Genomic DNA, 25464 nt, shown 5'->3' with positions numbered 1-25464 from the left:
CTGCAGCGTGGCTGGTCAGAACTCGACGATGAAACCGAGCGTCGGCAGGGGCCGTCCCTCGTTGTCCTGCAGAAGGACCGGAATGGCATTGCTTCCGTTGCGCTCCACGGGCTGTCCATCGGTACTGGCGAAGGCTGTATTGGCGGCATTGCGCTGGAACGTATAGATCGGCGGCTGGGAAGCCGGCGCCGCGTACAGGTTCTGTATGTCGAGAAACAGGTCGAGCGAGACCTTCCTGAAATTCCATTTCTTGTCGATGCGGATGTCGGCGGCGTGAAAGGCCGGAAGCCGTTCGCTGTTGATGCGTGCATAATCCAGCACTCCTTTTTCGAGCGGGATATAATTGAGCCGGCTTGCTTCGGTGTCGTACGGCGTATAGGGCGCGGCTCCCTGGTAGCGAAACTTCACACCCAGCTCCCAGTCGCGTTTCAGCTTGTAGCCTGCCGTAAGGGCCAGCAGCTGGCGGTTGTCCCAGGAAGCGGGCGCATAGTTTCCATCACGATTACTGAATTCACTGCGGTACCATGTGTAACTGAAGACCCCGAAGAAACGCTTGCTTAATTTCTGCTGGGCAAACAGTTCGATCCCGTATGCCCGTCCGCGTCCCGTTTGCGTAACGGGCTCATTACCGATGGCGCCGAACTCGGTGCCCTTGTTGGCCAGTGAAATCCCCTCCGTGGTACTTACCGGGTAACGGCTGTATTGCTTCCAGAAACCCTCCAGCGTAATGCGTGTGCTGCCCGAAGGGAGGTATTCGGCGCCGCCCACCCAATGGGTGCTGGCGATATAGGCGCCGGGGTTGGGCCCCCTGCCGTCACGGAAGGCGAGCTGCGGGTAGCCGGGCAGGCGGAAGTAGCGTCCGAAGGAGGCGCTGACGTTCCAGTAGCTGCTGAGCGCATAGGATGCGCTGATCCGTGGGCTCAGCTGCCGCAACGGGTTGCCTTCGCTGTTGCCGAGCGTATTGGCGTCGGCCCGGATCCCGCCGCTCAGGGCAAGGCGTTGCCGGAGCAGCCGTGTGCCCGCCTGCACAAAGGCTCCGTAGCGCAGGAAGTTTTCGGCGCTGTTGCCGCTGAATACCTGCGCCGGCTGGCTGTTGCCTTGCGGGTCGGTGGCAAGCGGGCGAAACAGCTGGTAAAAGCGGTTGCCGAACTCCACGTATTGGGCCACGGCGCCCCAGCTGAATTTCCAGTTGCTGAAATTGCGGGTGGCATCGAAGCGCAGCTTGTTCTCCGTTTCCCGGCTGCGGATCGAAAGCGTTTGCGCTCCGGCGCTGGGGTTGAGGTTGTCTTCATAGCCGTCGGCGCGGTTGTCGAGCGTGTTTCGGCTTAGCGACAAATTCCAATAGCCCCGGGCCGTCAGGCGGCGCAGCGTGGCGCCGACCGTATAGGTCCATTGGTTGATGGATGGATTCGAGGAAATGGCGTAAAGCTTTTCCGGTGTGGCCTTGCGCGGCGCGGCAAACCTGAATTCATCGATTGCCCCGAGGCCCAGCACGCTGAGCGTCGTTTTCGCATCGATCCTAGTTACGGTTTTGAATTGGAAGTCCCAGTAGTTGGGACGGATCGGAAGGTCGAGCGCCTTGAACAGCAGTTGAAGGTAGGAGCGTCGCGCGGAAGCCAGGAACGTTGTTTTCCGGGAGAGTGGACCGTCGGAGGTGGCGGCCGCCTCGGTGCCGCTCAGGCGCAGGTTGCCCTGGAGGCGCTCGCGGTTGCCGGCTTTCTGGCGAAACTGGAATACGGAGCTCAGGGCGTTGTCGTAGCGCGCGTCGAAGGCCGATGTAGTCAATTTCACATCTTCGATAAAGCTCACGTTGAGGATGCCCTGCGGGCCGCCGCCGCTGCCCTGCGTGGAAAAATGGTTGATCACCGGCACTTCAATCCCGTCGAGGTAAAACACATTCTCGCTCGGCGCACCGCCGCGGATGATGATGTCGTTGCGAAACGAGCCGCCGTTGGCGCCGCCGCCAACACCGGGAAGCGATTGGATGACGCGGCTGATATCGAAGTTGCCACCAGGGTTGGCGCGGATTTCTTCCGTAGTGAGCCGCTGCACGCTCAGGGGGCTTTCGAGTGTGGCAGCCCGCACGCTCGCGCGGTTGCCCTGGACGACTACATTCTCGAGTTCTTTCGCTACGGGTTCGAGTTCAAGCGACAGCGTCTGCACATTCCCCGTGGTCAGAACGATGTTGCGGAGTGCAAGCGGCGCGAAACCCACGCCAGCGGCCTGCACCGTGTACGTGCCGGGTGCCATATTGATAAACGCGAAATTGCCGGCTGTATCGCTCACCGTGTTACCGCCGGGAACGAGTGTCAGGGTAATTCCCGCAAGCGGTCGCTGGCTGCTGCGGTCGCTAACGATACCGTTGATGCGTCCGTTCTGCGCGAAGGCCAGTAAGGGAAAAAGAGAGAGAATGAAGAGAATGCGCTGTTTCATGGTTGGCTGTTAGAGGAGGCTACCCGATCAACAACGCTTCCGCCACATGGTTCGGTCAGAACTCGAATTCTTTTACCAGCGGATGATGCATCAGCAGCTTCGTCATCTGGCTGTGGTTCTTTTCCGCGCCCTGTACGTACCAGGTGCCTACGATGCTGTTGCCGCTCTTGGTGCGCCTGAGTCGTTTGTAACTAAGGTGGCATTCGTCGAAGAGTCCCTCGTATTCGTTCAGCAGGTCGTCGCGGTACTCCGACACGATGCGGTAGGTGTGCGATTGGTTGACGCGGTCCATCCATACTTCCAGGCGGGTAAGCAGCCATAACACCAGCAACACGAGCACCGTGCTGCAGGCGACGAGTAAGTAGGCCTTGTCGGCGATGGCCATGCCGAGGGCCGCCGTTGCCCAGATGGTCGTAGCGGTGGTGATGCCGTTGATGCGGTTGTCGGATTTGTAAATAACCCCGGCACCCAGGAAGCCGATGCCGGTAACAATGTTGGAAGCGATGCGGTCGTTGGAGCTGTGACCGATGCTCATCGACACGGTGGTAAAGATCCAGGAGCCCAGGCAGATGAGGATCATCGTGCGGAAGCCTGCCGACTTGCTGCGAAACTCCCGCTCCGCGCCAATGAGGCCACCGACTACGATGACCATCAGGAGTTGTCCGAGGAGTTGTTGCCAGGAGAGCATCGATAAAATTACCCTACGGACAGGGAGAAAGAACGCAGATCTATTATGATTTTTATGATTAGAACTGGTAGCGTGTTTGCGTCAGCAAATCATAACCTATCTTATAATCTGCGTATCCACCGCAGGTGGATCTGCGTTCTTTCTCTCAAGCCAGCTCGCTCAGCTCAAGCCAGCGCATTTCCTTCTCATCGATCGCCGCGTTGATGGCGGCGATGCGGTCGGCCGCCTTCTGGAGCTCTTCGTAGGCGAGGCCCGCTGCCATCTGCTCCGTCAGGCCGGTGCGTTCCTTATCGAGCGCTGCCAGCTCCTGCTCCAGCAGCTGGAATTCGCGCTGCTCCTTGAACGAAAGCTTGCGTTTCTTCTCCACCGCGGCCGTCGAGGCCGACGGGGCAGCGGCGGAAACGGCGCGCTCTTCCTTGCGAGCCTCTGCCTCCGCTTCCTGCTCCAGCTTTTGCTGCTCGCGGTATTGGGAGAAGTTGCCGGGGAAGTCGCGGATAACGCCATCGCCTTCGAAGACAAACAAGTGATCCACGAGGCGGTCCATGAAATAACGGTCATGGGAGATGATCAGCAGGCAGCCACTGAACTCGAGGAGGAAGTTCTCCAGCACCGACAGCGTCGGGAGGTCGAGGTCATTGGTCGGCTCATCGAGCACCAGGAAGTTGGGATTGCGGAAAAGAATGGAAAGCAGGTGCAGGCGCCGCTTTTCACCGCCACTCAGCTTGCTGATGTAGGTGTATTGCTGGTCGGGGGTAAACAGGAACAGCTCGAGGAACTGCGCCGCGCTGAGCGATCGCCCGTTGGCCAGCGGGAAGTTTTCGGCAATGCCCTTCACGAACTCGATCACCCGCAGGTCGCTCTTGATCTCGAGACCGGTTTGCGAGTAATTGCCGAACACCACGGTGTCGCCGATATTTACCTTGCCCGAATCGGACGGCTCGATCCCCTGCAGGATATTTACAAAGGTCGATTTACCTGCGCCGTTCTTTCCCACGATACCAACGCGCTCGCCCTTCTTGAAAGTATAGTCGAACCCTTTGAGGATAACACGCTCGCCGTAGCTTTTGTAGACTTTCTTGAGCTCGGCCACCTTGCCGCCGAGACGGCTCATCTTGGCCTGCAGCTCGAGCTGCTGCTCCTGGATCTTTTGCTTCGCGCGCTTTTCCACTTCGTAAAAATTGTCCTGGCGGCTTTTGCTTTTGCTGGAACGTGCTTTCGGCTGCTTGCGCATCCACTCCAGCTCCTTGCGGTACTGGTTGCGGGCTTTCTCCACCGAGGCCGCCTCGCTTTCTTCGCGTGCTGCCTTCTTTTCGAGGAAGTTGGCGTAGTCGCCCTTGTGAATGTGCAGCACGCCGTTGTCGAGCTCCCACACTTCCTCACACACAGAGTCCAAAAAGTAACGGTCGTGGGTGACCATGAGGAGGGTTGTGTTCTCCTTGTTGAGGTAGTGCTCGAGCCATTCCACCATTTCCACGTCGAGGTGGTTGGTGGGCTCGTCCATGATCAGCAGCACGTGCTTATGCTCAAAGCCGATATCGATGAGGGTGCGGGCAAGGGCGACACGCTTCTTCTGGCCGCCGCTGAGGGTGCCCACAGGCTGCTGCAGGTTGTGTATGTTGAGCTTGCCGAGGATCTGCTTCACCTTGGCCTCGAAGTCCCAGGCGCCGAGCTCGTCCATCTGCGACAGCAGCTCGTTGCTGCGGGCTTCGTCGCGGGCATCGAGCGCATCTTCATAAGCTTTGATGCAGTTGAGCACCGGGTTGTCGTGGTAAAAGATGTTATCGAGGATGTTGGCGCCCTCGATAAGACGCGGCTCCTGCTCGAAGAAGGCGACGTCCACGTCCTTGTTGATCCACACGGTGCCGGAGTCGGGCACATCCTGTCCGCCGACGATTTTCAGCAGGGTCGACTTGCCCGATCCGTTGCGGGCCACGAGCGCGATCTTGTCGCCCTCGGAAATATGGAAAGTAAGGTTTTCAAAAAGCGGCTTTACACCGTAAGATTTCGCCAAAGCCTGCGCCGTCACATAATGCATGGCGCAAAGATACGCCGCACAGGCGGGGGAGCGAGAACGCAGATGGATGCCGATTCGTGCCGATCGCACCCGGGTAGCGATCGGCGCACATCCTGATCATCCAAAGAAAGCCCGGGGCTTCCGCTGCCTCAACGCTCGACGCGGTTGCTGATCTTCGGGAGCGTCTTCAGGTATTCCCAGATCGCCCTGGCCTCGGCGTCGGACAGGTTGGAGAACTTGGGCATCGGGTCGCGGAGACCGGGCCCGCCGTTGGGTGTCTGCCCGAACTTCACGGCCTGGATAAAATCGCTGTCGCTCCAGTTGCCGATGCCCGTTTCGGTGTCCATGGTGAGGTTGCGGCTGAAGATATCCTTGCCGTCGGCTGTCTGCAGCTTGTTGCCGCCACCGAAGTAGCCAACCGATTTTTCGGGATGGTCGGCATCGAGCTTCAGGAAGTCCTTCGAGTGGCACATCCAGCAATCGAGCTGCAGCGCGATATAGCGGCCCCAGGCGGGCTTGTTGCTGGTATCGGGGCCGGGGATCGGCGCCGTCGGGTAGGGCAGGGGCTTCATCAGGATGCCCGCGTTGCTGAGAAACTTCGTAAGAAACGAGTATTGCGATTTCGGTTGCCGCGTGTTGTCGGCCTGCACCCAGGTGTGGCCGGAGCGCAGGAACGCGATGATGGAATACAGGTCTTCGTCGGAGCTTTCTTTGAGCTTCACCATCAGCGGGAGGTGCGTGCCATCCGGCTTGACGCCGGTGCGGAGCAGGTAGGCGAGGTCGCCATCGCTCCACTTGCCGATGCCTGCCTCTTCGTGCTGGGTGATGTTGGCCGAGTAGATCGTGCCGAACTGCGGCACGTCGTCGAGGCGGCGGCCGGTGAACTTGTGGGTATTCGGGTCGAGGTGGCAGGACTTGCAAAGCAGCGAGGCCAGCTTCTCGCCACGCGCAAGCCGCGCGGGTGTTGCTTCCACTTTGAGGTCGATGTGCCGGGCTTTTTCGGTCGGGATGCCGCGAACCGCGATAAAGGCGGCGGCAAGGCTCACAAGGGCTACCACTACAACCAGCGTGTAGAGCAGGTAGCGCAGGACTTTTTTCATGATCGGTGTTTTTCGGTTTCGTTGCAGTTGCGGCAGCGAAGGTTCGCTATCCGGCCGGCAACACCGATCCCGTTGCGCATGAATCGTCGATTTTCCTGTATGGATAGAATAGCAAAGCCGGTCCTTTCGACCGGCCTTGCCTCATGAACCTATCCATTATTTTTTCTGCTTGCCCAGCACTTCGTCGGTAAAGTGGGCGCGCTCTTTGGGCTGCGCGAACTTGTCGGCATTGTAGGCCTGCGAGGCGCCGCGTGGTATCGATAGCGAGCTCCAGTGCTGCGCGCGCATCTTCCCGATATATACGATCTGCCCGACATGGTAGGGGTAATGCGCCAGCTGCCGGTTGATGGCTTCGAGCACCGTGTGGCCCTGGTTGCGGATGTATACAATGCGGTCGAGGTCTTCATCGGTAAGTGAGCGGAGCGTTTGGAGCAGCAGGCTCCAGCCCGCGTCCCACCTGGCGCGCAGGTCGGCGGCATCGGTGGGCTCGCTGGCAAACTCGCCCTCGCGGTCGCGCCATTCCTTTTCGCCGTCCGAATCCAGGAAGTCGGTCCAGCGGCTCAGCATGTTGCCCCACAGGTGCTTGACGATCGCGGCGATCGAATTGCTTTCTTCGTTGGGGCGCCAGAACAGGTCTTCATCGCGCAGTTGGGCGAAGGTTTTTTCGCCGAGCAGCTTGTAGTATTCAAATTGCTTCGTAACGCTTTCGAGGTAAGAGGAAGGCATGGCGAATCTTTTTTCGGTGGGATAAAGATCGGTGGCAATCAATACAACATGCAGGCACGGGGCCTGCATGTTGTTTCGAACATCGAATGGTTCAGGCAGCCACAGCGGCCAGCTGACGGCACTCTTCGGCGCAGCGCTTGCAGGCTTCTGCACAGGCGCGGCAATAATCCGAGTTGCACGAAGCGCATTCGGCACAACACTGCTCGCAGAGCTCGCTGCACAGGTTGCACAGCTCCAGGGCCATGCTGCTGTTCATACAAAGCATTTGGGCAGTAGCCGTGCAAAGGGCAGCGCACTCCATCGTGAGCTGGATGCAGCGGGCCATCTGCGCAATGTTCTGATCTTTCGTGCAGGCACTGGCGCATTGCTGGCAGAGCGTGGCGGTGCGGAGACAAGCTTCGATGCAGTACTGGTACTTACGGGAATTGTGTTCCATGATTGAACGGTTTATGGTTTACTAAAAGAAGTATGCTGTAGCCGGGGGACGGCTTTGCAGTAGTCTACTCTTTGTTGGTCTGAAGGTGTATGTAAGTTGTTTCGGTAAAGCACGGTGCAGTGAACCGTGCCTGCTGGTATACAGGAACACAAAAAAACCATTCCCTCTAAAATCAATATGACTAGCGAAAGGACCAGGAACGGGTACTGGCACACTAACAGGATGATTCACAGCCCGCTAGTTTTCGCGATCGCTTCTGAATGGATCTGCGGGCGCTGTTACATGCCTTCCGTTTTGTGGCAGGAGTTCCACCTACGGGCGCTGTTTTGGCCGGGGCATTCTTGTTGCTTGCAGCGAAAAACTAACAAGTGTGCGTACGCGCAAACGCAGGCGGGGCAAGGGTTCTGTAGCTTTTGTACTACACGGGCAGACAGGTATATCTACTGCTTTCTTTCCGGTTTATACAGCGCTTTCTTGAACGGGTGAAGCGTCGTCATCGCGCACAGCCATCGGTCAACGGAGTATGCGCAGGTATTCCTTCCACGGACCCACGGCATCGCTGTATTGCTTCGCAAGCACACGCAGTATCTGGCTCAAATGATCGAGGTCGTGCACGGTCCATGTTGCGAGTAATTGCGCCAGGGTCACGTTGCCGAATTGCGGGTGAATGCCGGTTCGTTGCAAGCCGGCATCGTCGGCAGGCAGTTGTCGCAACGCTTCGAGGTTGGCCGAGCGCAGTGCGTCAAATTCGTCGAGCAGCTGCTCCATCGATTTGCCCTTACTCTCTTCAAACTGCGCGAAGCGATCGATCGAGGGAAAGTTTTTGTCGGGGCCATCCGACAGGATGATTTGCGCACGTTGTATCCAGCCGGTTCGCTCGAGGTGCACGAGATGGCCCACAACATCGAAGGCGCTCCAGGTGTCGGGTCCTTCGTTGACGCTCGTCCAGTTTTCGGAAAGTTGCCGGAGCAGGCTGCGCAACACGGCAGGCGTGCGCTCCAGCAATTCGATCGATCGGTCGGTGGAAAAGTTCATGGCAGGATGTGTTTGCCACGAAGCTACTGGCTTGCTTCCTCGATCGACCGGTACAATCCATGGGCGGGCCTACCGGTACAGAAACGCCCGCGCAGGGCGCGGGCGGTAAACAAATACAAGTCGCCGGGGTGTATCAGCCAAGGCCACGGAGCCAGCTGATGACCTCGTCGCGGGTCTTGCCAAGCTTCTGTTGCAGGCGACCGTAGAGCTCATCTTCCTTGCCCTCCTGGTAGTCGAGGTCGTCATCGGTGAGGTCACCACGTTCCTGCTTGACTTTGCCCTTCAACTCATTCCATTTGCCTTTGAGTTCTAGTCTGTCCATGGTAGTCGTTTTCCGGATAGTGAAAAGAATTGTGCCAATACGCTATCCGGCGGCCGCTTCTTTTACGAAAAACGGGTCGGCAGCTGCCCGGCGCAAGCGCCGCTGTAAGCCAGCACAAGGCGGGGCAACGACAAACCCGGAGGCACTTTCTCCGTCGGACTATTTAGTGGGAGCGACCGGCTTTGGCACGAGCACCTGGATGGCACCGGGCAATACCTGCGCCGTAACGCGCCGGGTCTTTCCGCGGTATTCGCCGTCCACCTGGAAGTAGGCACTCTTGCGGGTTTCGATGGTCGCTGCCTTTGCATGGAGCACCTCGATCTTTTCGGGGCGGAACGACCGGTTGGTAAACAGCGCCTTCAGGATCTCCACGAGGTTGAGCTTGCGTACGATGACCACTTCAAAATAGCCGTCCGACAGATCGCCCTCCGGGTTGATGTTGGCGCCGGTGCCGTACTTGCGCGCATTGGCCAGCACAATCATATACGCCCCGCGCCGCACGGTATCTTTTTCGGTCTGGATCGTCGCGTGCATCTTCTGTTTTTGCCACAGCACGCGGAGCACAGCACGGCCGTAGCCCCACATCCCCCGCTTCTCGGAGCCTTCGAAATATTTGACCAGCATGGCGTTGAGCCCCAGGTCGGAGAGGTGGATGCACGTGTCGTCGTCGTTAACGAGGAGCAGGTCGATGGCGCGGGGTGTTCCTTCGAGCACCACGCGGAGCGCGCCTTCGGCGTCGAGCGGGATCTCGAGCTCGCGGGCCATGCCGTTCGCCGAGCCGGCGGGCAGGATCCCCAGCGGGATGTTGCGGCCGCGAAGAAGACCTGCCAGCAGCTTCACGGTGCCGTCGCCGCCCACCGCCACCACCCGGTCAGGCTTCACCCGCTCAATATGGTTACGCACGGAGCTCTCGTCTTCTTCGCCCGTCAGCAGGAAGAATTCCATCTCGTGCACCGAGTCTTTGATGGTGCTGCGGATCTGTTCTTCCCAGTTGGTCTTGGCTTTGCCCCCCGACACGGGGTTAATGATAAACAGGATACGGAGTTGGCCTTCTTTCTGCATAGATGGGATGTATGGCATTATTGGGGCTTTACCACCGGCTGAAGAACTGGGCCTTCCACAGGCTGGGCCTTACGCGGCATACCGTAATAAAAGTGTACCATGGGTACGGGCACGCAGAGCAACTCGTGATCTACGGGCATGTATTCCGGCAGAGCGCGCTCCCGAGGCGGCGCTACCGGCAGCGGTTCATCCACAATAGCTGGGCGCTGCTGCGGCTGTTCCTCGTGAAGCCCTGGCCCTGCGCCCGCGTACGTACGCACTGGGGCGGGCAGGTGATTTACGCCCAGGCCGATAACGCCGGCTTCTTCAAATTCGAATGGAAAGACCAGCCGCCGCTGGAGCAGGGCTGGAACGAGATCAGCGTCGAGCTCATCGACGATGACCACAAGGTGCTCGCCACCGGGAAAGGGTCGCTGTATATTCCCTACCCCACCCAGTACGGCTTTATCTCGGATGTGGACGATACCTTCCTGATATCGCACTCGGCGAATATGCGGAAGCGCCTCTTTGTGCTGTTTACGCAGAACGCCCGCAGCCGCCAGCCTTTCGAAGGCGTCGTGCGCCACTACCGGCTCCTCTCGCTGGGCAACACCTCGCCCGACGCGCCCAATCCGTTCTTTTACGTGTCGAGCTCGGAGTGGAACCTGTATGATTACCTCGTTGAATTCACGCGGGTGCAGGGAATGCCGGGCGGCGTGTTCCTCCTGAACGTGCTCAAGCAGGCGCGCGAGCTGCTGAAGACGGGGCAGAACAACCACCAGGGAAAGTTCGCGCGGATCGTGCGTATCATCGAGGGTTTCCCGAAGCAGCGCTTCGTGCTCCTCGGCGACTCCTCGCAGCACGACCCGTATATCTACGAGTCGATCGTGAAGCACTTTCCGGGGCGCATCCACGCGGTATACATCCGCGACGTCCATGCCGCGAATTACGACAAGGTAGCGACCGTTCTCACGAGCATCGAGGGACACGGTGTTCCCTGCTGTTTCTTCAAGCACAGCGCCGACGCCATCCTTCACTCCATCAAGGTCGGCCTGATCGCGCAGGAAGCGATTTCCTCGGTTGAGCTTGGTCGTGATGACGGGGAGGAAGATGATGCGGCCAGCCTGCCCGAACTGCGGTCCGGCAGCGAAAAGAAAACGGATTAGTTCCGCTCCCCGTGCGACTTGTGGCACGATGTTTTTGCCCCTATCGGCAGATTAAAAAATTCCCCCAGTATGGAAAAGCATTTGCAGAATGAAGAGGCCCTGTCCAAGCTCAAGAAGCTGGCCGAGGAGATCCGCGTGTGTATGTTCATCACCAACGCCGACGATGCGGTGGATCACACACGCCCCATGTCGGTCGCCTCGATCGACGCAGACGGAAAGCTCTGGTTCTTTACCGATATCCGCTCCATCAAGGTGGAGGAAGTCAGCAAGGCCCGCAAGGTGCACCTCACCTTCGCGCACCCCGGCAAGGAAAGCTACCTCGACCTATGGGGCATGGCCCACGTGGTGACCGACCGCGAGCTGATCAAGGAAAAGTGGAGCCCGATGGTGAAAGCCTGGTTCCCGGGAGGGGTGGAAGACCCCAACGTGGCGCTGCTGCACGTACACCCCGAGCGTTGCTACTATTGGGATGCCGAAACGGGCAAGATGGTCCAGTTCTTCAAGATGGCCGTCGGCGCCGTTACCGGCAACCCGAAGATTTCGGACGGAACGGAAGGCAAGCTGGCGATCTGATCCCGGATGTCAGCTCTAAAATTCATTCGAAGCGTCATTGCGAGGAGGACAGCGTGAAGCGCTGGCTGAGGAAGCGATCTGCTGGAGGTTGGCAGCAAAGCCTCTTCGATAGTAGTTGGAAGAGATTGGAAGAGATTGCTTCGCTTCTCCTGCAAGGACGATTGACGATAAATTCCTTTTGTTTGGCGAACAGAAAAGTCGTGTCGAGTTTCCTCCGGCACGACTTTTCGTTTGAATAATGTATGGATCCCGAGCAACATGATCTGCTCCCCCCGCAGGAAACGGGAGGCCAGAGTAACACGGAAGCAAGCCGCAGCTTCGCGAGCGAAGCGGAGGCCGAAAATTTTTATGAAACGCTGCGCAAGCGATTGCTGCACGTCAACGGCTGGCAGGGGCTGGCCGGTTCGGGCACGGCACGCTTCCAGCTAACTGATGCATCCGGCCAGGACGTCGACCGCGGCGTTCGGCCGGGCGACCACGTCAAGATCGATATTCCCGGTCCCGGCAACGCCAGCGGCGAAGGCTTTGATTGGGTGCAGGTCGAAGCGGTGGAGGAAGGCGAGAAAGATGGCTCGCCGTTTACGCTCATCCGTGTGCGCCCCGCAACAAATCCCACGAATGATAAATCGGACGTCGCGCATTTCTTCTCCGGAGATGCGACCTCCAATTTCCTCGTGCGCCGCGATGGCAGCAGCGTTACGGCCTCCGTATATGGCCGCAATGAAAAGCCCAATTCCGGTGCGGACAGCCTGGTAGACAAAGCCCGCAATACCGTCGTCGGCAGCGGTGCCATCGCCGGTGCCTCGAAGCTGCAGTGGAAAGCGTTGGTGGATGGCTTGGTGGCGGAGTAATGGGCGGCAGGGAGAGAAAGAACGCAGGTTTTCTATGATTTATTCGATCAGCGCATGGGTTCGACAAGCTCACCATGACATCCTTCGTCTGCGCTCAGGATGACAGTGTCACAGTGAGCATAGCCGAACTGGTCAGCCTGACGCCGTGCGTCAGCAAATCATAATCAATCGTAATAAATCTGCGTATCGCGCTTGCGCGATCTGCGTTCTATCTCTCCTGACTACGAGCTGCAGCTCAACATCGAGCATCCCGCCCTTGCATTGGCCCAGTCGGGCCGTTTTTCCAGGAACTTATCATGCTTGTCGCTGTAGGGTTCTCTGAGCGCTGCCTCGAGCTCGCGGAGCATCGTTTCATTCCCTTTTTCGAGGCCTTCGATCGCCTGCGAAAGCAGGTAGTTGCGGAGCACAAAGCGCGGGTTGGCGCCCTGCATCCGGGCCCGCACCGAGGCCGCATCTTCAGCGGCGGCGCGCTCGCGCCAGTTTTGCAAAAATTCCAGGAGCAGGCTTTCCTGGTCGTCGGTGGGCGTGCCGTAGAAGGAGGGTGTAAAGTGTGCCAGCGCGTCTTCCTCGCTCCCGAGCCAGGTTGCCAGTAACTGGAAGAAGATCGTGTAATCGGGCTGCAGCGTCGCCAGCATCAGCTCGCACTGCTCGATCAGCGCCTGGTCGTCGCCCGTGAGCTCGCTGAGCCCAAGCTTGTCGCCCATCATCCGGAACCAGTATTTCCAGTACGCGCCATCGTACGTGTCGAGCAGGGCCACCAGCGGCTCCTGGCTTTCGACCAGCGGCAGGAGCGCACCGGCGAGGCAACCGAGATTCCACTTGGCCACGGCAGGCTGCTTCGCAAAGGCATAGCGGCGCCCCGGCAGGTCGGTGGTGTTCGGTGTGAAGTTGGGCTCGAAGGCATCCACAAACGAGTACGGTCCATAGTCGATCGTTAGCCCGAGGATCGACATGTTGTCGGTATTCATCACGCCATGCACGAAGCCCACGCGCTGCCATTCGGCCATCAGGAACGCGGTGCGCCGCACGACCTCGCCAAACCAAAGAAGGATCTTCTCCTCGCTGCTGTTGTATTCGGGAAAATACCGCGCGATCGTCCAGTCGACAAGCGACTGCAGTCCCTCTTTCTCGCCCCGCGCGGCGGGCATTTCGAAGGAGCCGAAGCGCAGGAAGCTTGGCGCCACGCGGGCCACGATAGCACCGGGCTCGTGGGCGGGATGGCCGTCGTAAAACATATCGCGGAGTACGGGCTCGCCGGTGGTCACGAGGCTGAGCGCCCTCGTTGTGGGCACGCGCAGGTAGTGCATCGCCTCGCTCATGAGGTATTCGCGCAGCGAGGAGCGGAGCACCGCACGGCCGTCGGCCCGGCGGGAGTAGGCCGTGGGGCCGGCGCCCTTCAGCTGCAGTTCCTGTACGGTGCCCGTGGGTGTAACGAGCTCACCCAGCGTGATCGCGCGGCCGTCGCCAAGCTGCCCGGCCCAGTTGCCAAACTGGTGCCCCGCGTAGCAGGCGGCGTACGGACGCATGCCTGTTGCCAGCGCGTTGCCGCCCAGTATTTCTACGGATGTCGCATCGGGGCGTTCGATGCCGAGCTCCGTGGCGAGCTCGTCGGACCACGCGAGCAGCTTCGGCTCCGGAACGGGCGTTGGCCCCGCCTTTGCCCAGAACTTCCCGGGTGTCTGCCTGGGTCGAAGGTCGCCGGAATCGTCACCGGGAAACTGCGCGGTAAAGTCCTGCTTGTACGTAGCGTTGTTTAATTGATTGGGCATGGGTCTGGAGTGCACGGATTGTGCCGGGTAAAGTTACTGGCGGGTCAAAAGCAGTTGGTAGCGGAAGTCAATTGCCAAACCTGCAGCAAGCCGCAGGCGGCTTCAGCGCACTACAGCACAACGGCACGACAGCACGACGAAAATCCGATCCTGAAACGAATATGGGTTCGTTGTGCCTTTGTGCCTTCCTTTCTTTGTGAATAAGAGAACCGCAGGTTCTCACTCCTTTGTCGCGTCATCCTCATTAATAGCGCGGTTGATGTCCTGCGCCTTTTTCTTATCCTCTTCGCTGAGCAGCGACCAGCGGAGGCGGATGAGCTCTTCCTTCAAGGCCCGCGCCCGCTCCAGCTGGCTGCGGTTGGCAGCCTGGAACGCTTTCCATTCCGTCTCCGTGGGGAACTGCGCCTTCACGAGGTACTCGTACTGCTTCCACTCTTCCTGCAATTCCTGTAAACGCTGGCGCATTTCGTCGGCTGTCATCGGATAAAGATAGGTTCGGAATAGGTTCAGGAAGGTTCAGGAAGGTTCAGGAAGGTTCAGGAAGGTTTTGGAGGGTTTTGAAAAAGGTTTTGGGTCGTTGGTTTCAGTTGCGGCATCCGCCACTTTATCGATCAAAAGCAAAAGCCCCGCATTGCTGCAGGGCTTTTGGAGTATGCTGAATCAGGACTTGTCATCCTGAGCGCAGTCGAAGGATTACGGGAAGATACCCAGCTCGGCGTAGGCCGTACCCACCTTGTTGATGGCTACCACGAAGGCCGCGGTGCGCATGTCGGGGATCTGCGGGTTGGCTTTCCAGGCCTCCATGATCTCGCGGGTGGCGGTGATCATCGTTTCCTCGAGGCCGCTGTACACCAGGTCCACTTCCTCGGGTCCGTGCATGATGAACTTGCGCTCCGTATCGCTCACCTTCTTGCTGGTAAGCTCCTCGATCTGGCCGAGGATATGATGGTTCATGTTCTCGGTAAAGCGCTTCTCCATACGGCCGTAGCGAACGTGGCTCAGGTTCTTCAGCCACTCGAAGTACGATACGGTAACGCCACCTGCGTTGAGGTACATATCGGGAACCACGAGGGTGCCCTTGGTGATGAATACCTCGTCGGCCTCGGGGGTGAGGGGACCGTTGGCGCCTTCGCCGATGATGCGGGCCTTCACGCGCAGGGCGTTCTCGCCGTTGATCACGTTTTCGAGGGCGGCGGGGATGAGGATGTCGCAGTCGTGCTCGAGGGCATCGGTGTTCTTGGCGAAGTTCTGCGCGCCAGGGTAGTTAAGGATCGAGCCGGTCGATTTGCGGTGGTTGAATACAGCTTCAACGTCAAGACCTGCGTCGTTGTAGATGGAGCCTTCGTATTCAGCGAGGGCCACGATCTTGCCGCCAGCCTGTTGGAAGTACTTGGCGGCGTGGTAACCCACGTTGCCGAGGCCCTGCACGATGATGCGCTTGCCTTCAATGCCGGTGGGCAGACCAAGCTTGTCCATCACGTCGGGCATCGAGCACACTTCGCGGATACCGTAGAAGATACCGAGACCGGTGGCTTCGGTGCGGCCGCGTACGCCGCCCTGGGTAACGGGCTTACCGGTAACGCAGCCGGCAGCGTCGATCTCGCCTGGGCGCAGGCTCTGGTAGGTGTCTACGATCCAGGCCATCTCGCGGGGGCCGGTGCCGTAGTCAGGTGCCGGTACGTCGGTGCCGGGGCCGATGAAGTTCTTCTTCACCAGTTCGGCGGTATAGCGGCGCGTGATCTTCTCGAGCTCGTATACGGTGTATTTTTTCGGGGAGATTTTGATACCGCCTTTGCCGCCGCCGAAGGGAACGTTCACGATGGCGCACTTGTAGGTCATGAGGGCGGCGAGGGCCATTACTTCGTCCTGGTTTACTTCGGCTGCGAAGCGGATGCCACCCTTGGTGGGCGTCTTGTGCTGCGAGTGCTGCACACGGTAGGCCTCAATTACCTCGATGCGGCCATCGTCCATACGAACGGGGAAGCGCATCTGGTACACGGAGTTACATTCTTTGATTTGTTCGAGGATACCCGGATCCCATTTGGTGAATTTGGCAGCCTTATCGAAGCTTTTGACGACGCTTTCGAAGAAGCTGTAGCCGGTAGTAGACATAAGCGAATCGTTTATTGAAAGGATTGTTTCTTGTTGTTAGAGGCCCGGGTTGCGTTCCAGCTTGCTGATCTTCCGGTCCAGCCGTACCAGGTACAAAATGATCCCGGCAAAGATGGTGAGGATGACGGCAAAAACGACATAAATTTTTCCATTGCTGCGGAAGGCATCCGCCATTTCGGGAGTGCCGCCCTGGGCCCGGGCAAAGCCGCAGGCAAGCGTGAGCAGCAGCGCGAAGAAAGCTTTTTTCATCAGTCGTTGATTAAGTCGTTTACGGGGTCGTGTTCGAGGAGGGAACGCTGCTTCAGAAACTGCAGGCGCACCTTGAGCGTGGCGATCCAGACACCCAGGAGGGTCCAGCCGGCAACGGCGGGGTAGAACACGAGACGCATCCGCGCGTCGATGTCTTTATAGTTCAGTGCCGGGTTGCCGTCGCCACCTGGGTGGAGGCTGGGCAGGAGGCGCGGGATGATCCAGATGGAGGGGAACAGGAAGGCAAACGCGAAGATGTTGTAGACCGCGGAGATACGCGCCTTCTTGTCGATGTCGTTGATGGAGTCGCGGAGCACGAGGTAGGCCGCGTAGATGAGCAGGGCGATGGCCGCGCCGATCAGCTTGGGCTCGCGCGCCAGGGCGCTGAAGGAAGCCGCCGACTGCTGGTTCGGATCCGTCCAGGTGTAGGAGGCCCAGATCATCCCGGTGCTGTAGCCCAGCACGCCGTAGACCATCCCCACCACCGCGTATTGGCGGGAGAGGATGTCGTAGCGCAGCTGCCCCTTGCGGAGGTATTGCACCGCGTGCACCACGGAGATGATAAAGAGGATCATCATCCCGAACCACATACACACGTGGAAATAAAGGTTGCGGATCGTTTCGTGGATGATGGGCCGCGCCGGCACCCGGAAAAGCGACAGGTTAAACACATTCAGGCCGGCCGTAAGCGTGTACAGCAATAAAAAGACGCACAGAATTTTCCACCAACGTTTGCGCATAAAAGGCGGCCGTTTGTAAATGATGGCGCAAAAATAGGGAGAATAACTTGGTAAGTCGGAAGTTGGAAGTCGGAAGTCGGCTGGAGGCCGTCATTGCGAGGGGCAGGACGCCGCAGGCGGAGCGCCCCGAAGCAATCTGTTCCGGGTTTGGGCCATGTCCGTCCATTCTGCTTACCGGAAGCCGATTGCTTCGCTACGCTCGCAATGACGTACCTTAAAAATTCAATCTTTCCAGAGAAACGGGAACAGGATCCCGGCCAGCAGGATCACCAGAATATCCATGACGCCGAGGAGGGCCATAGGGGCGAGGGGGAAAGCGCCGACGGTGCTGAAGGCCGCCGACGAGATCTTCATCAGCAGCACGAGCTGCGGGATGATGATGGGGAACCCGAGAATGGCCATGATGGCGGCATTCTGCTGCGCCCGCGCCGCGATGGCCGCCAGGAAGGTGAACACCAGCGACAGGCTTACCCCGCCAAGCAGCACGAGCCCGAAGAAAGGCCCGGGCCGCAGCACCGGGTGATCGAGCAGCAGCGCGAAGAGCCCGTAGCTCAGGCTGCTCATCAGCAGCATCAGCAGCGCGTTGAACAGCAGCTTCGAGAGCACAAACTCCAGCGGGCTCACCAGCGTCTGGTAATACAGCATCCGCCCCGGCGCTTCCTGCAAAAAACTTTTGGCCACCGCATTGATACAGATAAAAAGCTGCACTACCCAGAAGAGTCCGTTCCACACGGGGCTGTCGGGCGTTTCCATCGCCATGAACAGCACGAAGATGGTAGCGCCGATATACAGCACGATGCCGTAGAAGCTGTATTGCTGGCGGATCTCCAGCAGCAGGTCTTTTTTGAACAGCGACGTTATGGTGGACAGGCTTTTGATAGAATTGAAGGGTTCTTAACGTTCCGGGGGTACTTAAAGTTTTGCACAATGCGTACTGCCGCGAAAGTACGGCAGCCGGGGCGCCCGTGAAAAAAGACTATTTTGGCGACCAGCAAAACCAACGCTATGTCAAAACGAATACTGTCCGCACTCGCCCTCGTCACGCTCCTTTCCTGTAACACCGCGAAGAACAGCACGCGTCTCGCGTTCAACTTCCCCAAGGGAAAGGTGTATGAATACAATATGACGATGGATATGACCCAGGAAGCGCAGGGGCAAAAAGGCACGACCTCCATGAAGGCGGCCTACCTGATGGAAGTGACCGGCGAGCAGGACTCGCTCAAAACGATACGCACCACCTTCGATCATATCGGGATGGACATGAACATGCCCGGGATGCAGCTGCACATTGATTCGGAGGAGCCCGACAGCAGCGGCGGCGCCAAGCTAAATATGGAAGCGATGGGCGACGACCCCGGGAAGGCGATGCAGTCGATGATGGGCGGGATGTTCCGCGCCATGAAAGGCAAGAGCTTCACCATGAAGATGAACCGCGAAGGCAAGGTGCTGGCGGTGGAAGGCATGCAGGCGCTGGCCGATGATATGGCCAACGGCATGAACGTAGCCGACGAGCTCAAAGGCGCGGTGCAGCAGTCGTTCAGCAGCCAGTTCGACGAAACAAAGATGATGCAGACCTTCCAGGCCTATTACATCTACCCCGACAAGGCCGTGAAGGTGGGCGACAGCTGGGTGCGCGAATCCACGGCGTCGGGTGTGAACATGCGCAACACCTACACCGTCCGCTCGGTAGAAGGCGGCAAGGTAACGCTGGATGTCAAGGGCGATATCGGCAACGATTCGGTAAAAGGAACGCAGACCGGCACCCTGCTCATCGAACAGGCCACGGGTCTTATCATCAGTGGCAATATGCTCCAGCATTTCGAGGGTGCTGCCAGGATAGACAACAAGGTGACCTACTCGGGTCGCGAGAAATAAAAAAAAAGCCGGCATCGTGCCGGCTTTTTTTTAGCGATTTGCAGCTTATTCGATCTCCCCGTCGAGGGTGTAGCAGCGGCGGCAGCGCGGCTCGTACACGTCTTTCTCGCCGAGCATGATCCGGTCTTCGTTGGGAATCTTGCGGTAGGAGTAGGAGGCGATGTTGCCGCACTTCATGCAGATGGCGTGCAGCTTCGTGATATAGTCGGCCTTGGCCAGCAGGAACGGCATCTGCCCGAAGGGCTTGCCGAGGAAGTCCATGTCGAGTCCGGCCACGATCACGCGGATGCCTTTCTGGGCCAGCATGTCGCACACGTTGGGAAGTCCGTCGTCGAAGAACTGCGCCTCGTCGATGCCCACCACGTCGCAGTCCTGCGCCATGAGCAGGATCTTGTTGGAGTGATCGACGGGCGTGGAGTGAATATGGTTTTCGTTGTGCGATACGATGTTGACCTCATCGTAGCGTGTATCGATGGAAGGCTTGAAGATCTCGACCTTGAGGTTGGCGATCTTGGCGCGCTTGAGGCGGCGGATAAGCTCTTCGGTCTTGCCGGAGAACATCGAGCCGCAAACCACTTCGATCCAGCCGCCGTATTCGCCTTTAATATGGGGTTCAATAAACATGTCGGTGCTTTGTGCCGGTAAATTGTGCAGCGGTACGTACTTTTAAGCCCGCGCGCCACAGCAGCCCCGTTCGGGTGCTGCGAAGGCTGCCAAAACTAGGGTAAACAAATGGAACGAGTTCGTGATTTAATCCACAAATTGAGTGTGCAGGAAGCCGCCGGTGAAGCGCCCGCAGCGCTCCTGGCTACAGTGCGGGCGCTGGCCGCCGAACTCGACGCCCTCCTGCCGCGCCCCGTCTCCCCGGGCGGACGCGTAACCGTGCTGATGCCCGCCCCGCTGCACACAGCCGGCGCGGCTTCCGGCACGCCGCTCCCGTCCTCCAATCTTCCCGGCCGGCCGGCCCCGCAACCCGAGCCGGCGCCCGTGCCGGAGCCACCCGCCCCGATTCCCGAGCCGCAGCCAACCCCCGCGCCCGAGGTCTCCGTCGAGGCGTCCGCCACTCCCGCACCGGAAACCGAAAACCGGCAACCGGAAACGGAAAACCGAAAATCGGAAACCGAAAACCGTCAACCCGAAACGTATTCCATCCGCCCCCCGGCGACTCCGCATTTCGACGCACTTGCCGAAGTACCCACGCTCGCGCAGCAAACACCGCCGCCTCCGTCGAAGGAAGTCTTCGAGCTGCATACACCCGGCGAGTCGCTCAACGACCGGCTCAAGCGCGAAGAAACCGAGCTCGCCCACAAGCTGGTCGACACGCCGATCAAAGACCTGCGCAAAGGCATCGGCATCAACGACCGCTACCTGTTTATCAGTGAGCTGTTCCGCGGCGACGAGTCGATGTACGAGCGGAGCATCAAGACGATCAACGCCTTTCATATCCTCCCGGAAGCCGAGTACTGGATCAATCGCGAGCTGAAGGTGAAATTGGGCTGGGACGACGGGCCCACCGTGCGCCACTTCGATCAGCTGGTGAGAAGGCGCTTTTCCTGAATGAATGCCATAATGCGGCCGGTAGCGCCGAGGTTGTCGCGCACGTACTGCGCCGCAGCGGCTCCTGCGGCCAGGCACGCATTGGGGTGCCCGAGCAGACTGTCGACCAGGTAGGCCAGCTTGTCGGGATCCTGCACCGACTGGCCCGCGCCGCAAGCGATCAGCCCTTTGGCCTCGCGGAATTTCTGGTAGTTGGGTCCAAAGAAAACGGGCTTGCCCCAGGCAGCCGCTTCCAGCGTATTGTGAATCCCGCTCTTGTTGAATCCGCCGCCGATATAAGTGATCGTAGCATAGCGGTACAGCCGCGAGAGCATTCCGAAATTATCGATAATGAGCACCCGCGCATCGGGGGGGCGCTCGCCCTTCCGCTCCAGCTCCGAATACGTGACCGACTCGGCCGGGAAAAGGCCGCGGATACGCGCCACGTTGTAGGCCCCGATCTCGTGGGGCGCAATGATAAACCGCAGGTCAAGCCCCATCACACCCGACAGCAGGTCCTCGTCTTCTTTCCAGGTGCTGCCCGCCACGAGCACACCCGCGGCACCCTTTACGAACTCCTCGACGAGGGGTAGCGGGGCGGGGTTGTTGGTGATATTGGCCACGCGGTCGAAGCGGGTATCGCCGTTGGCACTGCAGTGCCGCACCCCGATGGTTTCGAGCAGCGCCACTGACTCATCATCCTGTACAAAAAGCCAGGTAAAGAAATGCAGCAGGCGGCGGTACACGGCGCCCCAGGGGCGGAAGAAGGCCTGCTGCGGCCGGAAGATGGCCGACACCAGCAGCAGCGGCGTCTTCCGGTCGGCGATGGCCTTCAGGTGCTGGTACCAGTAATCATACTTGATAAAGACGACGAGTTCGGGCTTCACGATCGATACGAAGCGCCGCGCATTGGCCGCCGTATCGAGGGGCAGGTAGGTCACGGCGTCGACGCCCTTGTACTTCACGCCCACCTCGTAGCCCGAAGGCGAAAAGAACGACAACAGCAGGCGGTGGCCCGGGTATTGCTTGCGTAGGGCTTCCAGCAGCGGCTTTCCCTGCTCAAACTCACCGGCCGACGCGCAGTGCATCCAGATCCAGCGGCCTTCGGCACATTGGGCCTCCAGGCGGGTTGCCCACTGACGCCGGCCCGCGCGCCAGGCTTTTGCCTTCGGCACGAAAAGAGCCGCCAGCCGCAGCAGGAAGCCATAAAGAAGGATGATGAGGTTGTAGAAAAGCACGGTGGGTCGACAGGGAAGTGTAGGGGACAAATGTAGGTGCTGCCGCCCTTCCAACTCGCCTTTTACCTATTTTTGCGCCACTTTTACCAAACCCCCTTTACGAGATATGCGCCCCATCCAGATGGTCGACCTGAAGCTACAGTACCAGAAGATCAAATCGGAAATCGATGCAGCCGTGCTGGGTGTGCTCGAGAGCACCGCCTTTATCAACGGCCCGCAGGTAGCCCGCTTCGCCGCGGCCCTCGCCGCCTATAACGGTAACAAGCACGTGATTCCCTGCGCCAATGGTACCGATGCCCTCCAGATCGCCATGATGGCCCTCGGTCTCGAGCCGGGCGACGAAGTGATCACGCCTTCCTTTACCTATATCGCCACCACCGAGGTAATCGCGCTGCTGCGCCTCCGCCCCGTGTTCGTGGACGTGGATCCCAAAACATTCAACATCGACCCGGCGAAGATCGAAGCCGCCATTACGCCCAAAACAAAAGCCATCGTACCGGTGCACCTCTATGGCCAGTCGGCCGACATGGAGGCCATCATGAAGATCGCCGAAAAGCATAACCTCTTCGTGATCGAAGACAACGCGCAGGCCATCGGCGGCGACTACCATTTCTCCGACGGCCGCACGGTGAAGACCGGCACCATCGGCAACGTGAGCGGCACCTCGTTCTTCCCCTCCAAGAACCTCGGTTGCTACGGCGACGGCGGCGCCATCATGACCAACGACGACGCGCTCTCCGAGCAGCTCAAGATGGTGGCCAACCACGGGCAGAGCAAGCGCTACTACCACGACGTAGTGGGCTGCAACAGCCGCCTCGATACCATCCAGGCCGCGATCCTCGAGATCAAGCTGAAGCACCTCGATGCCTATATCGACGCGCGTATCAAAGTGGCCGATACCTACGATGCCGCCTTCGCAAATCACCCGAAGATTACGACGCCCTTCCGCGCCGCCAACAACAAGCACGTGTTTCACCAGTACACGCTCGTACTCGAAGGCGTTGACCGCAACGGCCTCGTGGAATACCTTGCCACGCAGGGCGTTCCGGCGATGATCTACTACCCTGTGCCGGCACACCGGCAGAAGATGTTCTCTTCGTTCAACATCGGCGAGCTCGACCTGCCCGTTACCGACTGGCTTACCGAGCGCGTAGTGTCGCTGCCCATCCACACCGAAATGGAAGCGGAGCAGCAGCAGCACATCATCAAATCTGTCCTTAACTATATAAACCAATAAACCACTGACATGAAAATTGCTGTAGTAGGAACAGGCTACGTGGGCCTCGTTACCGGCACCTGCTTTGCCGAAACGGGAAACAAGGTAACCTGCGTCGATATAGACCAGGAAAAAGTCAACAAGCTCCAGAGCGGCCGCATCACCATTTATGAGCCGGGTCTGGAAAAGATATTCCAGCGCAACCTCAAGGAGGAGCGCCTCCAGTTTACCACCAACCTTGCCGATGGCATCCGCGACGCGGAGATCGTGTTCCTCGCCCTCCCGACGCCTCCCGGCGAAGACGGCTCGGCCGACCTTAAATACGTGCTTGGCGTTGCCGGCGAGATCGGAAAGCTGCTCAACGATTACAAGGTCATCATCAACAAGAGCACCGTACCGGTGGGCACCGCCAAGAAGGTACGCGACGCCATCGCCCAGAACTACAGCGGCGAATACGACGTCATCTCCAACCCCGAGTTCCTCCGCGAAGGCGTGGCCGTTGAAGACTTCATGAAGCCCGACCGCGTCGTGATCGGCACTACCTCCGAGCGCGCCCGCAAGGTGATGAGCGATCTCTACGCGCCCTTTGTACGCCAGGGCAACCCGGTGATCTTCATGGACGAGGCCTCCGCCGAGCTCACGAAGTACGCCGCCAACTCCTTCCTCGCCACCAAGATCTCCTTCATGAACGAGGTCGCCCGCCTCTGCGAGAAGCTCGGCGCCGACGTCGACATGGTGCGCCGCGGCATCGGCTCCGACGACCGCATCGGCAAGCGCTTCCTCTTCCCCGGTATCGGCTACGGCGGCTCCTGCTTTCCGAAAGATGTGCAGGCGCTTGTTCACTCCGCCCACGAGGTGCAGTATGATTTCCGGATCCTCGAAGCCGTGATGGCCGTGAATGAAGACCAGAAGACCTTCCTCGTACCCAAGATCAAGAATTACTTCGAAGGCAACCTGATCGGCAAGCGCTTCGCGCTGTGGGGACTGGCCTTCAAGCCCAATACCGACGATATCCGCGAGGCACCGGCCCTCTACATCATCAAGGCGCTGCTCGGTGAAGGCGCAACCGTTTGCGTGTTCGACCCCGAAGCGATGGCCAATGTGCGCGGCCAAATGGACAGCACCATCGATTATGCCGAGAGCCAGTACGACGCGCTCAAGGACGCCGATGCGCTGATCATCGCCACGGAGTGGAACGAGTTCCGGACGCCCGACTTCGACAAGATCGCGTCGCTGCTGAAGAACAAGGTCGTTTTCGACGGCCGCAACCTCTTCGACCTCGCCGAAATGAACAAGCTCGGTTTCCATTACGAAAGCGTCGGCCGTAAACCCATCAACCTGTAACCATGGAATCGAAACGCGTACTCATTACCGGCGCCGCCGGCTTTCTCGGCTCGCATCTCTGCGACCGCTTTATCAAGGAAGGCTACCATGTGGTGGGGATGGACAACCTCATTACCGGCGACCTTAAAAATATCGAGCACCTGTTCCCGCTGCCGCAGTTTGAATTTTACCACCACGATGTGACGAAGTTCATTCACGTGCCGGGCCGCCTCGATTATATCCTGCACTTCGCCTCGCCCGCCTCGCCGATCGACTACCTCAAGATCCCGATCCAGACGCTGAAGGTCGGCGCCATGGGCACGCACAACTGCCTCGGCCTGGCAAAGGCCAAGGGCGCCCGCATGCTGGTGGCTTCGACCTCCGAAGTGTATGGAGACCCGCTGGTGCACCCGCAGACAGAAGAATACTGGGGCAATGTGAATCCCGTAGGGCCGCGCGGTGTATACGACGAAGCGAAGCGCTACATGGAGTCGATCACGATGGCGTACCACACCTTCCACGGCGTGGAAACGCGCATCGTCCGCATCTTCAATACATACGGTCCGCGGATGCGACTCAACGACGGTCGCGCCCTCCCGGCGTTCATCGGCCAGGCTCTCCGCGGCGAAGACCTCACCGTGTTCGGCGACGGCTCGCAAACGCGCTCCTTCTGCTATGTCGACGACCTGGTTGAAGGCATCTACCGCCTCCTCCTCAGCGACTACTCGTACCCCGTCAACGTGGGCAACCCCGACGAGATCTCGCTGAAAGACTTTGCCGAAGAAGTGCTCAAGCTTACCGGCGACAACGTTAAGATCGTGTACAAGCCGCTGCCGCAGGACGATCCGAAGCAGCGCAAGCCCGATATCACGAAGGCGCGGCAGCTGCTGGGCTGGGAGCCGAAAGTGCACCGCAGCGAAGGCCTCCGCATCACCTACGATTATTTCAAGAGCCTCCCCCGCGAGGAATGGAGCAAGCAACCCAAGGAATTCACGAAATCGCATTAAGCACAAACCAAGAT

The 25464-nt window shown here is 59.1% G+C and carries 25 protein-coding genes; 8 read left to right on the top strand and 17 right to left on the bottom strand.

Annotated features, from left to right (window positions below; genetic code table 11):
- Window positions 1-15 precede the first annotated feature (15 nt).
- From ACYU7Z_RS07380 to ACYU7Z_RS07340, 9 genes are all read right to left on the bottom strand, one after another.
- A complete protein-coding gene (locus ACYU7Z_RS07380) occupies window positions 16-2433 on the bottom strand; it encodes a TonB-dependent receptor (protein WP_460568912.1) in 2418 nt (805 codons plus the stop codon).
- Between the two features lie 55 nt (window positions 2434-2488).
- Window positions 2489-3121, bottom strand: a complete 633-nt coding sequence (locus ACYU7Z_RS07375) for an MgtC/SapB family protein (RefSeq protein WP_460568910.1) — start codon at window positions 3119-3121, stop codon at window positions 2489-2491.
- 145 nt (window positions 3122-3266) lie between these two features.
- Window positions 3267-5156 (bottom strand): ABC-F family ATP-binding cassette domain-containing protein, encoded by a 1890-nt coding sequence (locus ACYU7Z_RS07370; protein WP_460568908.1) that lies wholly within the window; start codon window positions 5154-5156, stop codon window positions 3267-3269.
- A 128-nt stretch (window positions 5157-5284) separates the two neighbouring features.
- Window positions 5285-6235, bottom strand: a complete 951-nt coding sequence (locus tag ACYU7Z_RS07365; RefSeq protein WP_460568906.1) for a hypothetical protein — start codon at window positions 6233-6235, stop codon at window positions 5285-5287.
- A 156-nt stretch (window positions 6236-6391) separates the two neighbouring features.
- Window positions 6392-6961 (bottom strand): DinB family protein, encoded by a 570-nt coding sequence (locus ACYU7Z_RS07360; RefSeq protein WP_460568904.1) that lies wholly within the window; start codon window positions 6959-6961, stop codon window positions 6392-6394.
- Window positions 6962-7052: 91 nt separating this feature from the next.
- Window positions 7053-7397 carry a four-helix bundle copper-binding protein gene (locus ACYU7Z_RS07355; protein WP_460568902.1) on the bottom strand — a complete coding sequence of 115 codons (345 nt, stop codon included), beginning with the start codon at window positions 7395-7397 and terminating at the stop codon, window positions 7053-7055.
- Window positions 7398-7910: 513 nt separating this feature from the next.
- The gene (locus tag ACYU7Z_RS07350; RefSeq protein ID WP_460568900.1) at window positions 7911-8432 is read right to left on the bottom strand and encodes a DinB family protein; all 522 of its coding nucleotides are present in this window, start codon (window positions 8430-8432) and stop codon (window positions 7911-7913) included.
- 133 nt (window positions 8433-8565) lie between these two features.
- Window positions 8566-8754, bottom strand: a complete 189-nt coding sequence (locus ACYU7Z_RS07345) for a CsbD family protein (RefSeq protein ID WP_460568898.1) — start codon at window positions 8752-8754, stop codon at window positions 8566-8568.
- Window positions 8755-8913: 159 nt separating this feature from the next.
- Entirely contained in the window at window positions 8914-9816 is a 903-nt protein-coding gene (locus ACYU7Z_RS07340) for a diacylglycerol/lipid kinase family protein (protein WP_460568896.1), read from the bottom strand.
- 11 nt (window positions 9817-9827) lie between these two features.
- Here ACYU7Z_RS07340 and ACYU7Z_RS07335 point away from each other — a divergent pair, with 11 nt between their 5' ends.
- The 3 genes from ACYU7Z_RS07335 (at window position 9828) to ACYU7Z_RS07325 (ending at window position 12385) form a co-directional block, all read left to right on the top strand.
- Window positions 9828-10961, top strand: a complete 1134-nt coding sequence (locus ACYU7Z_RS07335) for an App1 family protein (protein ID WP_460568894.1) — start codon at window positions 9828-9830, stop codon at window positions 10959-10961.
- A gap of 69 nt (window positions 10962-11030) precedes the next feature.
- Complete coding sequence (locus ACYU7Z_RS07330) at window positions 11031-11534, top strand: pyridoxamine 5'-phosphate oxidase family protein (RefSeq protein WP_460568892.1); 504 nt, start codon at window positions 11031-11033, stop codon at window positions 11532-11534.
- Between the two features lie 242 nt (window positions 11535-11776).
- Complete coding sequence (locus ACYU7Z_RS07325; protein ID WP_460568890.1) at window positions 11777-12385, top strand: hypothetical protein; 609 nt, start codon at window positions 11777-11779, stop codon at window positions 12383-12385.
- Window positions 12386-12606: 221 nt separating this feature from the next.
- Here the strand turns inward: ACYU7Z_RS07325 and ACYU7Z_RS07320 are convergent, their stop codons facing one another.
- From ACYU7Z_RS07320 to ACYU7Z_RS07295, 6 genes are all read right to left on the bottom strand, one after another.
- Window positions 12607-14154 carry a protein adenylyltransferase SelO gene (locus ACYU7Z_RS07320; RefSeq protein WP_460568888.1) on the bottom strand — a complete coding sequence of 516 codons (1548 nt, stop codon included), beginning with the start codon at window positions 14152-14154 and terminating at the stop codon, window positions 12607-12609.
- 219 nt (window positions 14155-14373) lie between these two features.
- Window positions 14374-14634 (bottom strand): hypothetical protein, encoded by a 261-nt coding sequence (locus ACYU7Z_RS07315; RefSeq protein WP_460568886.1) that lies wholly within the window; start codon window positions 14632-14634, stop codon window positions 14374-14376.
- A gap of 213 nt (window positions 14635-14847) precedes the next feature.
- Complete coding sequence (locus ACYU7Z_RS07310; RefSeq protein WP_460568884.1) at window positions 14848-16266, bottom strand: Glu/Leu/Phe/Val family dehydrogenase; 1419 nt, start codon at window positions 16264-16266, stop codon at window positions 14848-14850.
- A 36-nt stretch (window positions 16267-16302) separates the two neighbouring features.
- On the bottom strand, window positions 16303-16515 hold the full coding sequence (locus tag ACYU7Z_RS07305) for a CcmD family protein (RefSeq protein ID WP_460568882.1): 213 nt from the start codon (window positions 16513-16515) through the stop codon (window positions 16303-16305).
- Window positions 16515-17255 (bottom strand): cytochrome c biogenesis protein CcsA, encoded by a 741-nt coding sequence (ccsA, locus tag ACYU7Z_RS07300; protein ID WP_460568880.1) that lies wholly within the window; start codon window positions 17253-17255, stop codon window positions 16515-16517. Before ccsA ends, ACYU7Z_RS07305 begins: the two co-directional genes overlap by 1 nt.
- Window positions 17256-17477: 222 nt before the next feature.
- On the bottom strand, window positions 17478-18107 hold the full coding sequence (locus ACYU7Z_RS07295; RefSeq protein ID WP_460569150.1) for a heme exporter protein CcmB: 630 nt from the start codon (window positions 18105-18107) through the stop codon (window positions 17478-17480).
- 153 nt (window positions 18108-18260) lie between these two features.
- Here ACYU7Z_RS07295 and ACYU7Z_RS07290 point away from each other — a divergent pair, with 153 nt between their 5' ends.
- Window positions 18261-19130: a DUF6263 family protein gene (locus ACYU7Z_RS07290; protein WP_460568878.1), complete on the top strand. Its 870-nt coding sequence runs from the start codon at window positions 18261-18263 to the stop codon at window positions 19128-19130.
- A gap of 45 nt (window positions 19131-19175) precedes the next feature.
- Here the strand turns inward: ACYU7Z_RS07290 and ACYU7Z_RS07285 are convergent, their stop codons facing one another.
- Window positions 19176-19754 carry a thymidine kinase gene (locus ACYU7Z_RS07285; RefSeq protein ID WP_460568876.1) on the bottom strand — a complete coding sequence of 193 codons (579 nt, stop codon included), beginning with the start codon at window positions 19752-19754 and terminating at the stop codon, window positions 19176-19178.
- A gap of 108 nt (window positions 19755-19862) precedes the next feature.
- On the opposite strand from ACYU7Z_RS07285, the gene ACYU7Z_RS07280 reads away from it, so the two are divergent.
- The gene (locus tag ACYU7Z_RS07280) at window positions 19863-20687 is read left to right on the top strand and encodes a hypothetical protein (protein WP_460568874.1); all 825 of its coding nucleotides are present in this window, start codon (window positions 19863-19865) and stop codon (window positions 20685-20687) included.
- Here the strand turns inward: ACYU7Z_RS07280 and ACYU7Z_RS07275 are convergent.
- Complete coding sequence (locus tag ACYU7Z_RS07275; protein WP_460568872.1) at window positions 20660-21934, bottom strand: 3-deoxy-D-manno-octulosonic acid transferase; 1275 nt, start codon at window positions 21932-21934, stop codon at window positions 20660-20662. The two genes, ACYU7Z_RS07280 and ACYU7Z_RS07275, sit on opposite strands and share 28 nt — an antisense overlap.
- A gap of 76 nt (window positions 21935-22010) precedes the next feature.
- Between ACYU7Z_RS07275 and ACYU7Z_RS07270 the strand changes: the two genes are divergently transcribed.
- The 3 genes from ACYU7Z_RS07270 to ACYU7Z_RS07260 are packed head-to-tail and all read left to right on the top strand — an operon-like array spanning window position 22011 to window position 25450.
- Window positions 22011-23141 carry a DegT/DnrJ/EryC1/StrS family aminotransferase gene (locus ACYU7Z_RS07270; protein ID WP_460568870.1) on the top strand — a complete coding sequence of 377 codons (1131 nt, stop codon included), beginning with the start codon at window positions 22011-22013 and terminating at the stop codon, window positions 23139-23141.
- A 9-nt stretch (window positions 23142-23150) separates the two neighbouring features.
- On the top strand, window positions 23151-24464 hold the full coding sequence (locus ACYU7Z_RS07265; protein ID WP_460568868.1) for a UDP-glucose dehydrogenase family protein: 1314 nt from the start codon (window positions 23151-23153) through the stop codon (window positions 24462-24464).
- Between the two features lie 2 nt (window positions 24465-24466).
- Window positions 24467-25450 (top strand): UDP-glucuronic acid decarboxylase family protein, encoded by a 984-nt coding sequence (locus ACYU7Z_RS07260; RefSeq protein WP_460568866.1) that lies wholly within the window; start codon window positions 24467-24469, stop codon window positions 25448-25450.
- The last annotated feature ends 14 nt before the right edge of the window (window positions 25451-25464 follow it).

The organism is Flaviaestuariibacter terrae, from assembly GCF_054777635.1.
This window is presented reverse-complemented; position numbering and strand designations above follow the sequence as displayed.